Consider the following 14446-nt stretch of genomic DNA (forward strand, 5'->3'; position numbering starts at 1 on the left):
CGAATCAGCGGCGCGGCGACAAACCGGATTCCATACCGCCGCGGTGACGTCAACTCCGTATGGGGTCGCGACCTCGCAGGGCCGGATGCCGCTCGCGTTCTTCGCCGCCCGTAAGGGCGATCGTCATGCTGGGTGAAGGCTGCCGGTCGACGGGTTCGAGGCGACGGATCGATCGGGACGAGCGTGTGTCTTCATCCTCTTGGGTCCGGTGGCCTTGATCCGTAAGCTCGCCATGAGGGTCATGACGAAGGAGCGAGCCATCAGCACCCCATCGAGCTTCGCTGAGTTACTGCGCCTGCATCGGCATGCGGCACGGCTGACCCTGGAGCAGCTCGCCGAAGCCTCCGGAGTCAGTGTCCGCACGCTGTCGGACATGGAACGCGGCCGCAGCACCGGACCGCAGCACCGGACCGTGACCGCTCTGGCCGACGCGCTGTCACTGGGGCAGGAGGAGCGTGAGCAGTTCTTCGGCCTGGCCCGTGAAGGCCGGCTGCGCGATCGCTGGGCCCGCCCGACCGGCCTGAGCGAGCTGCCACGCTCGGTGGACGACTTCACCGGCCGCGCCGCCGAGCTGGCCTGGCTGGATGACTTCGTGCATGCCGATGAGGCGCCGGGCTCGGCCGGGGTCGCGCTCGTCACCGGCGCGGCAGGACTGGGCAAGACGACCTTCGCCGTACGCGCCGCCCACGTCCTGCGCGCGGCCTTCCCGGGCGGGGTGTTCTTCGTCGACCTGTACGGCATGTCCGCCCAGCCGCTTGCCGCCGACGACGCTCTCGCCCAGATGCTGCGCGCGCTCGGCACGTCCGAACGGCAGATACCCGGCCAGGGCGCGGAACGCGCTTCGCTGTACCGTTCGCTGCTGCGCGAGCGGCGGGTGCTGGTCGTGCTCGACAATGCCAGATCCGAGGAGCAGGTCCGCCTGCTCCTGCCGGGCGGCGGGCCGAGCAGAGCGCTGGTGACCAGCCGACGCCTCCTGGCCGGGCTGGAGGGGGTTCAGCGCCTGAGCCTGGGGCCGTTGCCGCAGGAGGAGGCGGCGGAGCTGCTGACCGGAATCTTGGCCAAGCGCGGTTCCGCCGACGGCCAGGACGCGATCGCCGAGCTCGCACAGTTGTGCGGCGGTCTGCCCCTCGCCTTGCGGATCGTCGGCAACCGGCTGGTCAGCAGGCCCGCCTGGAGCGCAGACGAGCTCGCCGCCCGGCTGGCCGACGAGGAACGCCGCCTGGGCCAGCTGCGCGCAGGCGACCTGGAGGTGGCCAACGCGTTCGGGATGTCGTACGAGCAACTCCCCGCACCCGCGCGACTCGTCTTTCGGCGTCTGGCCCTGGTGCCCGGCCGCGACTTCGACGCGGCTCTGGCCGCGGTGTGCGCCGGAATCTCGGTCACCGACGCATGGGATGCACTCGATGAGCTCGTCGACCTCGGCCTGCTGCACGATGACGTCTCAGGCCGCTACTGCTTCCACGATCTGGTGCGGCTGTTCGCCCGTGAGCGGCTGCACGACGAAGAGGACGCCGCCGACCGCGACAGCAGCGTCCAGGCGATGACGTCCTGGTTGCTGCGGATGGCCATCACCGCGGGCCGGTGGTTCGAGCCCGCCCACGCCGGCGGCCACGCCCAGGCTGACCCCGACCTGGCGGCTCCCGGCTCCTTGCGGGAAGCCGAGCACTGGCTGCGCGCGGATGCCGACAACTGGCTGGGCGCCTTACGGCTGGCCGCCGGCGCTGGGCTGCATGCGCTCGTGCTGGACTGCGGGGAATCGATGCACTGGTTCTCCGACCGATGGATGTACTGGCCGCACTGGCAAGAGGTGTTCACGCTCGGCGCGCGGGCGGCCGAGGCCCTGGGCGATGCGACTCAGCACGCCACCCAGCTCAACTACCTCGCCTGGGTGCACCTGGTGCCGCCCGCCGATCTGCAGGCGGTGCTGGGTATGGCTGCCCAGGCGCTGGAGCTGGCCACCCGCAGCGGGTCACGGGCGCAGATCGCCTGGGCTCAGCAATACACCGGGACGGCGCTGCGTCATCTCGGCCGGCTCGAGGAGGCCGCCCAGGCATTGGCACAGGCGGCGCAGATGTTCCTCGCCGACGCCGACATCGACGCCTACGCCCAGAGTCTGAACGCGGTGGGCGACATCCTCGCCGCCGATGGACGCCACGAGGCGGCGCTGGCGCAGTTCCGGCAGGTGATGTCCTTGCTGGACGATGATCACTCGGGCATGACGCCGGAGATCGCCTCCTACACCCGGCCGCACACGCTGGCCAGGATCGGCCACTGCCTGAGCCTGCTCGGCCGTCCGGCTGAGGCGATCACCACGCTGAGCGAGGCCGCCGCCGAGTTGGAGACCTTCCATGCCTTCAGCTCACAAGCTCGTGTCCTGGAGACGCTGGCGGAGGTCCTGGGCGAGCAAGGCCGCGGACAGGAAAGCCGCGAGGCATACGCGCGGGCAGCCGAGGTGTTCACGTCGATCGGCGAAGTGGAGACGGCGGACCGCTGCCGCGACCGGGCCTGACCTGACCTGACGACGGCCGGTACGGAACGCTCCCGGTTCTGCCGTACTTCTGCCTGCTGTTCTGCATGGTTCGTGATCTTGTGCGCGATTTGAATGAGGGGCGTCGGACAGGCAGCGGGCCTGTTCACTCAGGTCAGGAGTGACCATGACGACCATCAGGAACATCGTGCTCGTGCACGGTGGTTTCGTGGACGGATCCGGCTGGCAGGGCGTCTACGACGAGCTGTCCAGGGACGGCTTCACCGTCCGGATCGTGCAGAACCCGACGCTCTCGCTCGCCGGTGACGTCGCCGCGACCCACCAGATGCTCGACAGCCTCGACGGTCCGGCCGTCCTGGTCGGCCACTCCTACGGAGGCGTCGTCATCAGCGAGGCCGGCAACCACCCCAACGTCGGCGCGCTGGCCTACATCGCCGCCTTCGCCCCGGACAAGGGAGAGTCGGTCAACACGCTCATCGCCGACCCGCCGCCCGGCGCGCCGGTCCCGCCGATCCTGCCGCCGGTCGAGGGGTTCCTGTTCCTCGACCGGGACAAGTTCCACCACTCCTTCGCCGCCGACCTGCCCGCGGCAGCGGCGGCATTTATGGCCGACGCCCAGGTGCCGTGGGGCGTGGACGCGCTCGGCGGCGCGGTCACCGAGCCGGCCTGGCGGCACAAGCCCACCTGGTACCTGGTCGCCACCGAGGACCGCATGATCCCGCCGCCCGCCCAGCGCGCGATGGCTGAGCGCGCCGGAGCCACCACCGTCGAGGTGATCGGCAGTCACGCCGTCTACGTCTCCCAGGCGGCCGCGGTCGCCGACCTCATCCGCCAGGCCGCCGCCTGACCTTCCCCTACGCCCGGCCCGTCGCGCGGGCCGGGCGGCGTACCCCCTCTTCCCGGAGAACATGATGAAGATCACTTTGCCGCGCCGCCTGATGCTGACCTCGGCCGCGACCGGCTTGGCGGCCGCGCTGCTCGCCGTTCCCTCCGCCGCCGCTACGGCCGGCTCCTCCGCCACGGCCAAGCCCACGATCGTCCTGGTCCACGGCGGGTTCGCCGACGCCTCCGGCTGGAACGCCGTGATCGAGCGGCTGCAGGCCGAGGGCTACAAGACGGTCGCCCCCGCCAACCCGCTGCGCGGCCTGCCGGTCGACGCGCCGTACATCGCCAGCGTCCTGAAGTCGATCGAGGGCCCGATCGTCCTGGTCGGCCATTCCTACGGTGGAGCCGTCATCACCAACGCCGCCGTCGGCGCCGACAACGTCAAGGCGCTCGTCTACATCGCCGCGTTCGTCCCCGACGAGGGCGAGCAGCTCGGCGTCCTGATCAACAAGTATCCGGGCACCGAGATCCCTGCCTCCGTGAAGGAGGTGCCGTACCCGGGCGGCGTCGACCTGTACCTGCGGCCCGACAAGTTCCGTGCCGCGTTCGCCGCCGACCTGCCCGCCTCCACCACGCGGCTCATGCAGGCCACCCAGCGGCCGTTCGCCGCCTCCTCCTTCACCGACACCACCACCGGCGCCGCCTGGAAGACCATCCCCTCCTGGGGCCTGGTCGCCAAGGACGACAAGGCCATCCCGCCCGCGCTGGAGCGCTACATGTACAAGCGCGCCAAGTCGAAGATCTACGAGACGCCCGCCTCGCACGTGCCGATGATGAGCCAGCCCCGCCTGGTGACCCGCATCATCGAGGACGCCGCGCGTTCGGTCGACTGACCCGCGACACACCTGCGGCCCGGCGGGCGGAAGAGCCGTCGACCCGGCTCGGCCGCTCCCCCCTCTTCCCGGCAAGGAGACGACACACCATGTCCCGCGCGCCGCTGCGGCCCGGCACCCACACCGTGGCCCTGCTCGGCATCCCGCACCGCTACCACGTCGCCGGCTCCGGCCCGCTCTGCATCGTGCACCCCGGCGGGCCAGGGCTCGGCTGGGAGTACCTGCGGATGCCCGAAGTGGAAGAACACCTGACGCTGGTCTACCTGGAGCCGGCCGGGACCGGCGGCTCCGGGCACCTGGCCACCCCGAACGACTACCGCATCACCACCTACACCGCCTTCCTGAGTGCCCTCGTGGAGCACCTGGGCGCTCAGGAGGCGTTCCTGATCGGCCACTCCCACGGCGGCTTCGTGGCCCAGACCTACGCGCTGACCCACCCCGCCCACCTCACAGGGCTGATCCTGTACGACACCTCGCCCGTCACCGGGCAGGAGTTCTGGGAGCAGGCGCTCGCCAACCTCAATCGGCTCCCGCAGCGCCACCCCGAAGCGGCCACCATCCCGCAGGCCTTCCAGCAGACGCTGGCCGCCACCGACAACGCCTCGGCCACCGCGGGCCTGCGAGCGGTCCTGCCCGCCTACTTCGCCGACTACTGGGCCCACGAGCGGGAACTGGCCCCTCTGCGCGCCACCATCCGGGCCTGGATCGATCCCCTACGTTCCGCCGAACCGCCCTTCGACGTACGCCACCGGCTTCCCGAGATCAGCACGCCGACGCTGGTCGTCTCCGGCGCGCACGACTTCATCTGCGGCCCGCGCTGGGGCCGGATGCTGCACGAAGGCATCCCCGGCTCCCGCCTCCTCCTCCTGGAAGCCAGCGGACACCTGGGCCACCTCGAAGAACCCGACATCTTCGCCCGCACGGTGACCGAGTTCGTCCTGCGAACCGCCGCAGGCGACCGCGACACACCCCCAAGTCCTCGCGCTGTCCTGGCCCTTCCGCCTACCGTCGACGTACACCTCACCGATGGCCCCGACCACCGCGGTGGTGGCCTAGGCTTCTGATTTCGGAAAAGGCACTGTCAGACGGGCTTTATCCCGTGCTTGCGTTGGCCCTCCAACTTCCATCGGCGATGACCATCACCGTCATCTGCGACGATCTCAGCTTGTTCCGCGCCCCGAACGCCCAGCTCTCGGGCATGGTCACGAACTCGAAGTGCCGATTACGCTTGACCTGTTCACGCAGCTCGCTGACGTATCGTCCCCGTCATGCCGACGATCGTAGGGGCTTCTGCCAGTGCCGAAGCCCCTACGCCTGCTAGAAATCGAATTCACCGTTCTTGGCACCGTCGATGAAGGCAGCCCATACTTCGGGTCGAACAACAAAGGGGGGCTGGTCAGGCGCTTCGGTGTCACGGATGCCGACCCGGCCGCCGGGCAGTGGTGCGACTTCGATGCAATCTCCGCCGTTGCCGGTCGAGCGTGTCGCCTTTCGCCAGGCCGCCGTCTCCAGCTCGGCCGTCAGGTCCATTTCTCCACCATCTTCCTGATGAACTCGACCGACGCCCTCTGGGGGAGAGCATCCGCCCGGATGGCGTCCAATTTCATGGTAACCACCTCGACCACCTCGGCCTGGCTCGTGACGAGCGGTTCCGCGGCGGTCTCCAGATACACCGTGCGACGGGTGCCATTGGGAGCCTTCGCGATGACCATACCTCCGCTCAAGCCGGGGTTGGCACCCAGCGGACAGATCTGCACGGTGATGTGCGGGACGCGCGTGGCCTCCAGTAGCCGCTGCAACTGCTCGCGCATGACGTCAGGCCCGCCGATGGGCCGGCTGAGCACTCCCTCGTCCAGCACCACCAGGTAGCGAGGCGGATTGGTGCGCGTGAGGATCTTCTGTCTGGCCATGCGAGTAGTCACGAGCTCGTCGATGCGTTCGGCGTCGTAGCCGTTCTCGCTCTCCAGCAGGGCGCGGGCGTAGTCGGCCGTTTGCAGCAGCCCGGGAACCACCAGCGGCTGCCAGGTGCGCAGGGAGTGGGCTTGCTCCTCTTCCTGTAGCCAGGGGGCGAACCAGATGGGGGCGGTGTCGCGGTGGTGCGACAGCGAGGCCCACAGGTCGCGCAGGCCGGGCCCGAGTGCCTTCTCGACCTCGGTGAGGAATTGTTCGGTGGGCGGGCGTTTGCCGACCTCGACCGCGCCGATCTGGCTGGATGAGTACCCGGCGCGGCGGCCGAGTTCGACCTGCGTGAGCCGCGCCTCCTCGCGCATGCGCCGCAGCTCAGCGCCGAATGCCGCTGTCCTGCTCTCGTTCGGGTCGAGTTGGCGTGGTGCGGGCATGTTCCACCTCCGCATGATGGGTCCCACATCAGCCGCGCATCGTCCATCAGCAGATTGTGCGCCTGCTGCGCTGTCCAGGCACCGGTCGGATGAGCCGTGACGCCGAGAATGTGCACGCGCCGCGTTTCGATCTCCATAACGAACAACACGTACAGGCGCTTGAGGAACACCGTATCGACGTGGAGAAAGTCGCACGCCAGGATGCCGGAGGCCTGAGCAGTCAGGAACTGGCGCCAGCTCAGTGAAGCCCGACGCGGCGCGGGCCCAAGCGTCACCGCCGCCAGAACCCGGCGGACCGTCCCTTCCCCCACCCGCACCCCAAGGCCAAGTAGCTCGCCCCGAATGCGCCGATGCCCCATCGTGGATTCTCCCGCGCCAACCGGACGATCAGATCGCGAATCTCCTCAGAGAGAGGCGGCCGGCCGTGTTTGGCAGGGTAGGTCCACTTCTTCTTCACCAGCCTGCGGTGCCAGGCCAGCAGCATGCCGGGCGTCACGATGCGATGCAGCCGAAGGCGACCGGGTAACAGCCTGGCCAGCTTGGCCAACAGCGCCCGATCGGCCCAGTCCGGCCTGGGCTGGACGACCTGGCGACGCAGCACCGCGACCTCATGCCGTAACACCAAGATCTCCACCTCTTCGGAGGCGCTGCCCCGAGTGAGCAGCACCAGCCAGCCGAACACCCTGATCACCAGCAGATACAGAAGCCGAAACAACACAAGAGACGAGCCTAGAAGACCAGGTCAGACCCTCATTGCCAGTTTCTGGCACCGGACAGGTGGCGGGGATGGGCCACAGACCTGCCCCAGCGCGGGGATCGAGGGTCGTCATGAGGCGCTCCGATCCTGCAGGCGAAGACCGGCCTTCGGGTACCAGCCGGTGAGCTGGAGCAGGCGTCGCACCTGCGGAGAGGGCGAGCATAAGGTCAGAACCTGGCCGTCGCGCATACCGGCGGCGGCGGAGACCAACGCGCGCAGCCCACCGACGTCGCAGAACGCCAGGCCGCTCAGATCGACGCAGAGGCTGCCACCGCTCGCCATCGAGACCAGTGCCCTGGTCAGGGCAGGCAGGGTGGCGTAGTCGAGCTCGCCTTCGATCCGCAGGCCCGGGGGATCGACGAGCGGCGTGATGCGCAAGGGCGGATCGGCGGCCGTGTCAGGCGTGCGAATGCCGGCTGTGTCCGCGGTGTCCATGCTGACTCCTACGGGCGGGGAGTACGGAATGAGGTGGCCGCGAGTGTGCGGCGGCCATGAACACGTGGTGTGGGAGCCAGCGTGAGTGGAGCAGTCCGGCGCGATGTATTGATCATCCCGTGAGCTCGGCCAGGCGGAAAGCGGCAACCTGCCCCACGCTTATCATCAGCCGTGATCACCGGGGCCGGCGCCGGCGTGGTGACCCGAATGGTTTGACGGCCGCATCGCTCGTGGCGTGTCATGGGGACCACTGGGGTGCTCTCCCGCTGTCCTCGGCCGGCAGATGGAGCAGACCGGCCGGCGGCATCGGATCGCGCTCGGAGCTCAAGGACGGCATGGTGAATGGCGTTGACCGCTCAACCTGCGCAGCCGCCGGGTCCGAACGACGGCGTGGATCAGGCCCTGGCCGACGTCTTGACGGCGCTCGGCACGGCTTCGCGCGCCCTCGCCGTTCAGCGTGCGACGAACATGGCCTGCCGTGGCGACCGGCAGCGGCTGGCCGTCTGCCTGGACGCGATGGGGCCTGGCCGGCTCGCCGAGGTGGCCGCCGCCGCCCGGTTGCTGAGCACCGCGGCCGAGCAGGCGCTCGCCAGGAGGAATTCGTAGCGGTCGGGCAGTTCCGGTCGGCCGGCGCCGGCCCCTTCACGTCTCGCGCGACGATGAACCGACACAAAAAAATGCCCCGTGCCATGACGCGAGAATGTTCTCGCACGCCACAGCACAGGTTGAGCTTTCGCGATGTTCAGCCGGCGATCAGCTCTTGTCGCGAATCACGTCGTAGTCGGAGAACTTGATCGGGCCTTCACACAGTTTGACCATGTGCGCGTTGAACCGGTCGGTTTCCGGCAGCCTGCTGTTACGCTGGGCCTCCTCGTAGGAGGAGAATTCGACGAGGGCCACGTAGTGGTCGGGGCGATCGCGGTGCTTCGCCACGACCTCGCGCTGCACATGGCGCTTTCCCTCGGTCTGCGTCCGCCACTCGTTCATGAGCGACTCGACTTCCGCAGCGCGTTTGGTGTTGAATTCCAGAATCTGTACGAAGCTCATAAGAGCCTCCCCTTTTTCTTGCTTGCATTCCCCAGTCAATACCCTTCCGAAATAAATAGCAAGGAAATTTCGCACAAATGAGCGAAATCCGCTCTCGGCATAAGTGACGGGAGGCCCGCGCCAGGTGAAAAATCCGGCCGATTTCGCGGTCCAGCGGCCTCTCGACGTCGCGGTCCGCATGATCCGGTGGCCTCTCGTCAAATCGCCCGCAGGCCCCGCCATCGCCGCAACTGATGAGGCTGACTGGGATCGCGTCTTTCCGCCGGCCCGGCTGAGCACGTTGACTGGCAAGTGACCAGCCGGCGCACCTTGCGTCGCTGTCACCGTGAGGGGGTCGTCATGACCCTGGACGCACAAGGAACGGACGCGACCAACCGCGCGGGCCTGAACGGTCAGACCCCGCGCTGCAATCACATCGACCAACTCCCCCAAGTGCGGTACGGACCCCCCGAATGCAAGGAATGCCTGGCTCTCGGCCAGCACTGGACGCGCCTGCTGGCGTGCCTGACCTGCGGCTGGGTCGCCTGTTCCGACGATTCCCAGGGCGGCCACGCCAAGGCCCACTACCAGGAGACCGACCACCCGGTGGCCGCCGCCCTGGGGCCGAGGTCGACCTGGCGCTGGTGCTACGTGCACCGGCGGACCGTATAGACGAGAAGAAGGCTGCTTCATGGCTGTTTCTGAACGACCGGTGCGACGCCGTCGGGACTACGACGGAACCTCACCCTTCCCCGGGGCCGGCGAGCACGTGCCGGCCGGGCGGCCGCAGACCGCGCTGACCGGGGCGATCGTGATCGCGCCGTTCGCCGCGCTCGGTGCGGTGATCTATCTGGCGTGGGGGCACGGGGTCGCGCCCACCGACCTGCTCCTGGCCGCCGCCTTCTACGTGGTGACCGGGCTGGGAGTGACGGTCGGCTTCCACCGGCTGCTCACCCACGGCTCCTTCACCGCCCGGCCATGGTTGCGCGTGGTGCTGGCGGTCGCCGGGTCGATGGGCTTCCAGGGCAACGTGATCGACTGGGTGGCGGTGCACCGCCGCCATCACGCCTTCACCGACCGGCCGGGCGATCCGCACTCGCCCTACCGGTACGGAACCAGCCTGCGCGGGCAGCTTCGGGGGCTTGCCCACGCCCACCTCGGCTGGCTGTTCACCGACGACCAGACGTCCGCCGAACGCTACGCCCCTGACCTGCTGGCCGATCCGGCCATGACCCGCGTGGCCCGCGCCTTCCCCGCGCTGTGCGCGCTGTCGCTGGCGCTGCCGTTCGCAGCCGGCTGGGCGATCGCCGGCACCCTGTACGGCGGCCTGACCGCCTTCCTGTGGGCCGGCCTGATCCGCATCGCGCTGCTCCAGCACGTCACCTGGAGCGTCAACTCCCTGTGCCACCTCATCGGCAGCCGGCCCTTCAAGACCCGCGACCACGACCGGGCGACGAACCTGTGGCCGCTGGCCCTGCTGTCGTTCGGCGAGAGCTGGCACAACGGCCACCACAGCGAGCCGACCTGTGCCCGCCACGGTCTCGACCGGGGCCAGATCGACCCGTCCAGCGGGGTGATCCACCTGTTCGAGCGGCTCGGCTGGGCGAGCGACGTACGCTGGCCCGATCCCGAACGCGTCCGGCGCCACCGTACCGGCGCGCTCTCACCGGCCGGAGAGTGACCCCGATACCCCACCGCTCATCAGTTCCTGTGATGACCGGCACGGCCGTTGCTCGTTTCCCCCTTCCAAGCCAGAGCAGACACTGGGGCTCCAAGCCGCCTGACCGCGGCGGAGCAGGGAAGGAAGATCGCGATGAGTCTGCTCTGGGAAATCAGCAACAAGGTTCAGGTACTCAAGGGCTGGGCCAGGCAACGCTTCGGCCGTGTCACCGGCAACCGGCGCCAGCAGGTTGCGGGCAAGAGCGACCGGGTCGCCGGCAATCTGAAGCAGGCCGGTAGAAAGGCCAGGGACGCCGTCAAACGCTGATCCCCACTTCGACGAACCGCCCGGCGGGTCCCAGATCTCGGATCGGGATCCCGTCCGGACGCGGGCGAAGCCGACAATGGTCCCGTCGTCCCCGCCGGCCTCGCAAGGACGAAGATGGAGGCAGAACCGATGCGCGTCGCATCATTGGTGCTGATCCTGTGGCTGATCGTCGGTGCCGTCGCCGCAGGCCGGCGCAAGTACTACACGGCACCGGTGGAGAACTGCGACCAGGTGGCCACCATCGCGGTGACGATCCTGGCCGGCCCCCTCAACTACCTCGGCATGAACCCGAAGATCGACTGCCGGACGCCTCAGCCCAGCAAGTGAGGCCAGGCCCACCTTCAGAAGTTGACACACCCACGAGGACCTACAGTGGGAGACGCTGGCCGCATCGGCACCGCCTGGGAGAGGAAGGGTGTCGGGCATGGAGTTACGGCAGTTGCGCTATTTCGTGACGCTGGCCGAAGAGCTGCACTTCGGCCGCGCCGCCGCCCGCGAGCACATCGTGCAGTCGGCGCTGAGCCAACAGATCCAGCGGCTGGAACGCGAGCTCGGTGTGCGGCTCCTGGACCGCAGCACCCACCACGTCGACCTGACCCCCGCCGGGGCCGCCTTCCTCGTCGAGGCGCGCCAGATCCTCCATCACGTCAGCCGGGCCGGGCATGCCGCACGCAACGCCGCCGCGTCCGCGCCCACGCTACGCGTCGGCATCATCGACGCCGGCTACGACACCATGCCGCAGATCCTGCACGAACTCCAGGACAACCATCCCGGCATCACGATCCACCAGATCGAAGCAGGCACCCCCGAGCAGTACCGGCAATTGGCCGACGGCCGCCTCGACATAGCCATCGGACGCGCCTCCCAGACCCCGGCCGAGATGACCTCCAAACTCATCAGGCTCGATCCCCTCGGCGTGCTGGTCCCCGACGACCACCGCTTCGCCGTCCTCGACGGTGTACCCGTCGCCGCCCTCGCCGACGAACTGCTCCTGCTCGGCGAGGAATCGCAGACGCCGGAGCTCAACCAGTTCGTCCTCGCGCTGTGCCGCTCGGCCGGGTTCGAGCCCACTCTCTACGACGGCACCGTCGAGAGCTCCCGGGCTGCCGCCGACCTCGTACTCCAGCACCGCTGCGTGCACTGCGTCCCTTCCTCCTTCCGCTCCTCCAACCGGCCCGGCACCACTTGGCGGCCCCTGACCGACCCCACCACGTACTACCCCTGGTCCCTGCTGTGGCACGACGCCAACCCCTCCCCACACATCGTCGGCGTCATTGACACCGCCCGCCACCTGGCCGAACAGCTCGACTGGCTCGAACCCGTCGCCCCGGCCACCGAACCGCCGTCCGGCGAAGACGCGCCGGCAGCCACCAGCAGCCGCAGCGACGAGGCTGTCTGACGCGCCAGGCGGGACTGGTGCGGGCGATGGTTGTTGTGGCTGGAGGTCAAAGCCGCAGATCAAGCACCACTCGACGAGTTATGAAGCGCTACAGGCCCTTGATCACGGGCCTGCCCTCGACTTGCCAGGCATTGAACATCTGTTTAGTCTACTAAACATGTGTTCAGCATCGTCGGATCTGACCGCCCAGGCCAAGATCCGCAACGCGGCCATCGCACACTTCGCCCGGGACGGCTTCGGCAAGACCAATCTGCGCGCCGTCGCGGCCACCGCAGGAGTGAGCCCCGGCCTGGTCATCCACCACTTCGGCAGCAAGGAGAAGCTCCGGAGCGTCTGTGACGATCACGTCCTGCGCATCCTGGTCCAGCGGGCCGACAACGCCGGCCCGAGCGGCATGCAGGACCTTTTTCGCGAATACCTGTCCAACCCGGAGGAATACCGCCTCCAGGTGCAGTACATGCTGCGCGCGATCGAGGAGGACACCCCTGCCGCGGGCACGTTCGTCGACACGCTGGTGGCGGAGTCCGAGCAGGTCCTGCGGGCCGGGATCGCCGACGGCTCGATGCGACCGTCCTCGGACGTGCGGGCGCTGGCGGTGCTGACCGTGCTCAACAGCGTGGCCACGCTGACCATGCCGCCACCCCTGGCGCGGGCGCTGGGCCACGAGCGGTTCGGCCCCGACGTGCTGCGCCGCCTCGCGCTGCCCACGCTGGAGCTCTACACCCACGGGTTGTTCACCGACGACACCGCGCTGAAGGCAGCTCGGGCCGCGCTGGACGAGTCACCACAGAAAAGGGACTGACACGATGGCCATCACCCTCCCCGACCTCACGCCGCTGGAGAACACGCTCTGGCTGACCCTGGCCGGCAAAGCGCTCGACTACCAGGCCAAACACTCGATCCTGCACGACAAGACCGCATTCGACATCGTCAAGAAGCTCGACTACGACGCCGGGCAGTTCAAGCTCTCCGCCAGCCCCGTCGTGGGCATCGCGCACCGCTCCCTGGTCATGGACAACATCGTGCGGCAGTTCATCGTCAAGAATCCCGACGCTGTCGGGCTCGACCTGGGCGCCGGACTTGACACCCGCGTCTACCGCGTCGACCCGCCCGCCACCGTCGACTGGTACGACGTCGACCTGCCCGGCGTGGCCAAGGCCAGGCAGCTGCTGCTCCCCGAACGCCCCCACCTCCACACCATCGGCGCCGACCTCAACGACCCCCGATGGATCAGCGAAATCCCCGCCGACCGCCCCGCCGTGATCGTCGCCGACGGCCTGATCGGGTTCCTGTCCAAAGAGGAACTGGCCACGCTCCTCGACCGCCTCATCCGCCACTTCCCCACAGGGGAGATCTGCTTCAACGGCTACACGAGGTTCCATGTCTGGGCGGCCAGGAAGTATGCCGGCACCCAGTCCGTCGTCCCTTTCCTGAGGTCTCCCGGCTTCGACACCCCGCAGGACATCGAGCGCCTGGAACCCCGCCTGAAGCTGGTACGCGAGATCCTGCTGGGCCGCGAGCCCGAGGTCGCCGACTACCCGTGGACGACCCGCCTGGCCAGCTTCCTGACGGCCTGGAGCACCTCCATCTCCCGCAAGGGCACCGCCATCCAGCACTATCGCTTCTAGAGGCTTCAGGCGGGCACGGACAGACTGGTGACCAGATGGCTTGCTCGGGCGGCAAGGCATGTGACCCTGGTAGGCCGCCGACGGCCTCACCGATGTCGACCGGCTCGGTGCCCATGCTGTTGCGTCCTACGGTCCCGGCACCGCGATCTTTCCCAGGACGAGTTGCTGTTGCCGCCCGGTGCGCCACTCGACCATCAGCACGGTGGCGTCGTCTTGGAGCCGGCCGTGCTGGTGCTGCAGGATGCTGTGGATCAGCCGGCGGAGTGTTTCCGGGGCGGACGTGCCGTCGGCCTCGTGACGGACGATGAAGTCGATGAAGCGCTCCAGCCCGAAGGGTTGCCCCTCCTTGCTCTGGGCCTCGATGACGCCGTCGGTGTAGAAGAGCAGCCGGTCCCCGGGTTCCAACTGGTAGCGCAGCAATCCGGTGGACAGGCCCAGGCAGATGCCCATCGGCGGATCGGGCACGCTGTCCAGGGTGGCGACCTGCTGGCTTTTGCGGATCACCAAGGGTGGGTGGTGCCCTCGGTTGACCCAGCTCAGCCAACCGGTCCGCAGGTCCAGATCGGCCAGGACGCCTGTGGCGAAGCGGTCGATGAACTGCTCGTCGATCGCCGCGTCGATCGCCTCGCTCGTCGCGGGCAGGTCCTTGCCTTGGCGGCGGCTGGTGCG

General features: G+C 68.6%; 19 protein-coding genes. 13 read left to right on the top strand and 6 right to left on the bottom strand.

All coding sequences use genetic code 11. The features are described from left to right. Window positions 1-241 precede the first annotated feature (241 nt). The 4 genes from ABZ815_RS50360 (at window position 242) to ABZ815_RS50375 (ending at window position 5270) form a co-directional block, all read left to right on the top strand. Entirely contained in the window at window positions 242-2509 is a 2268-nt protein-coding gene (locus ABZ815_RS50360; RefSeq protein WP_357709971.1) for a helix-turn-helix domain-containing protein, read from the top strand. A gap of 145 nt (window positions 2510-2654) precedes the next feature. Next, on the top strand, window positions 2655-3335 hold the full coding sequence (locus ABZ815_RS50365; protein WP_357709974.1) for an alpha/beta hydrolase: 681 nt from the start codon (window positions 2655-2657) through the stop codon (window positions 3333-3335). Window positions 3336-3396: 61 nt separating this feature from the next. Further along, window positions 3397-4206 (top strand): alpha/beta hydrolase, encoded by an 810-nt coding sequence (locus ABZ815_RS50370; RefSeq protein ID WP_357709977.1) that lies wholly within the window; start codon window positions 3397-3399, stop codon window positions 4204-4206. An 89-nt stretch (window positions 4207-4295) separates the two neighbouring features. Then, entirely contained in the window at window positions 4296-5270 is a 975-nt protein-coding gene (locus ABZ815_RS50375) for an alpha/beta hydrolase (protein WP_357709980.1), read from the top strand. Window positions 5271-5523: 253 nt separating this feature from the next. Here the strand turns inward: ABZ815_RS50375 and ABZ815_RS50380 are convergent, their stop codons facing one another. Both ABZ815_RS50380 and ABZ815_RS50385 read right to left on the bottom strand, forming a co-directional pair. Beyond that, window positions 5524-5736, bottom strand: a complete 213-nt coding sequence (locus ABZ815_RS50380; protein ID WP_357709983.1) for a DUF397 domain-containing protein — start codon at window positions 5734-5736, stop codon at window positions 5524-5526. Further along, window positions 5727-6545 carry a helix-turn-helix transcriptional regulator gene (locus ABZ815_RS50385; protein ID WP_357709986.1) on the bottom strand — a complete coding sequence of 273 codons (819 nt, stop codon included), beginning with the start codon at window positions 6543-6545 and terminating at the stop codon, window positions 5727-5729. Before ABZ815_RS50385 ends, ABZ815_RS50380 begins: the two co-directional genes overlap by 10 nt. Window positions 6546-6601: 56 nt before the next feature. Between ABZ815_RS50385 and ABZ815_RS50390 the strand changes: the two genes are divergently transcribed. Next, entirely contained in the window at window positions 6602-6790 is a 189-nt protein-coding gene (locus ABZ815_RS50390) for a hypothetical protein (RefSeq protein WP_357709988.1), read from the top strand. A gap of 26 nt (window positions 6791-6816) precedes the next feature. On the opposite strand, the gene ABZ815_RS50395 is transcribed toward ABZ815_RS50390, so the two are convergent. Next, a complete protein-coding gene (locus tag ABZ815_RS50395; RefSeq protein WP_357709991.1) occupies window positions 6817-7263 on the bottom strand; it encodes a hypothetical protein in 447 nt (148 codons plus the stop codon). Between the two features lie 108 nt (window positions 7264-7371). Beyond that, window positions 7372-7737 carry an STAS domain-containing protein gene (locus ABZ815_RS50400; RefSeq protein WP_357709994.1) on the bottom strand — a complete coding sequence of 122 codons (366 nt, stop codon included), beginning with the start codon at window positions 7735-7737 and terminating at the stop codon, window positions 7372-7374. A 348-nt stretch (window positions 7738-8085) separates the two neighbouring features. Between ABZ815_RS50400 and ABZ815_RS50405 the strand changes: the two genes are divergently transcribed. Next, on the top strand, window positions 8086-8343 hold the full coding sequence (locus ABZ815_RS50405) for a hypothetical protein (protein ID WP_357709997.1): 258 nt from the start codon (window positions 8086-8088) through the stop codon (window positions 8341-8343). Window positions 8344-8490: 147 nt separating this feature from the next. On the opposite strand, the gene ABZ815_RS50410 is transcribed toward ABZ815_RS50405, so the two are convergent. Next, window positions 8491-8784 carry a hypothetical protein gene (locus ABZ815_RS50410; RefSeq protein ID WP_357710000.1) on the bottom strand — a complete coding sequence of 98 codons (294 nt, stop codon included), beginning with the start codon at window positions 8782-8784 and terminating at the stop codon, window positions 8491-8493. Window positions 8785-9123: 339 nt separating this feature from the next. Here ABZ815_RS50410 and ABZ815_RS50415 point away from each other — a divergent pair, with 339 nt between their 5' ends. The 7 genes from ABZ815_RS50415 to ABZ815_RS50445 all read left to right on the top strand — a co-directional run bounded on the left by ABZ815_RS50415 (window position 9124) and on the right by ABZ815_RS50445 (window position 13777). Beyond that, window positions 9124-9435 (top strand): UBP-type zinc finger domain-containing protein, encoded by a 312-nt coding sequence (locus ABZ815_RS50415; protein WP_357710003.1) that lies wholly within the window; start codon window positions 9124-9126, stop codon window positions 9433-9435. A 40-nt stretch (window positions 9436-9475) separates the two neighbouring features. Further along, complete coding sequence (locus ABZ815_RS50420) at window positions 9476-10444, top strand: fatty acid desaturase (protein WP_357710006.1); 969 nt, start codon at window positions 9476-9478, stop codon at window positions 10442-10444. A 132-nt stretch (window positions 10445-10576) separates the two neighbouring features. Further along, a complete protein-coding gene (locus ABZ815_RS50425) occupies window positions 10577-10750 on the top strand; it encodes a CsbD family protein (protein ID WP_357710009.1) in 174 nt (57 codons plus the stop codon). A gap of 129 nt (window positions 10751-10879) precedes the next feature. Next, window positions 10880-11077: a hypothetical protein gene (locus tag ABZ815_RS50430; RefSeq protein WP_357710011.1), complete on the top strand. Its 198-nt coding sequence runs from the start codon at window positions 10880-10882 to the stop codon at window positions 11075-11077. 97 nt (window positions 11078-11174) lie between these two features. After that, a complete protein-coding gene (locus ABZ815_RS50435) occupies window positions 11175-12149 on the top strand; it encodes a LysR substrate-binding domain-containing protein (RefSeq protein ID WP_357710014.1) in 975 nt (324 codons plus the stop codon). A 157-nt stretch (window positions 12150-12306) separates the two neighbouring features. Beyond that, entirely contained in the window at window positions 12307-12951 is a 645-nt protein-coding gene (locus tag ABZ815_RS50440) for a TetR family transcriptional regulator (RefSeq protein WP_357710017.1), read from the top strand. A gap of 4 nt (window positions 12952-12955) precedes the next feature. Then, window positions 12956-13777, top strand: coding sequence for a class I SAM-dependent methyltransferase (locus ABZ815_RS50445; RefSeq protein ID WP_357710020.1), 822 nt, complete (start codon window positions 12956-12958; stop codon window positions 13775-13777). Window positions 13778-13903: 126 nt separating this feature from the next. Here the strand turns inward: ABZ815_RS50445 and ABZ815_RS50450 are convergent. Then, window positions 13904-14446 (bottom strand): PP2C family protein-serine/threonine phosphatase (locus tag ABZ815_RS50450; protein WP_357710023.1); only part of this gene is annotated, 543 nt, incomplete at its 5' end.

Source organism: Nonomuraea sp. NPDC047529 (genome assembly GCF_040642995.1).
Lineage (GTDB): Bacteria > Actinomycetota > Actinomycetes > Streptosporangiales > Streptosporangiaceae > Nonomuraea.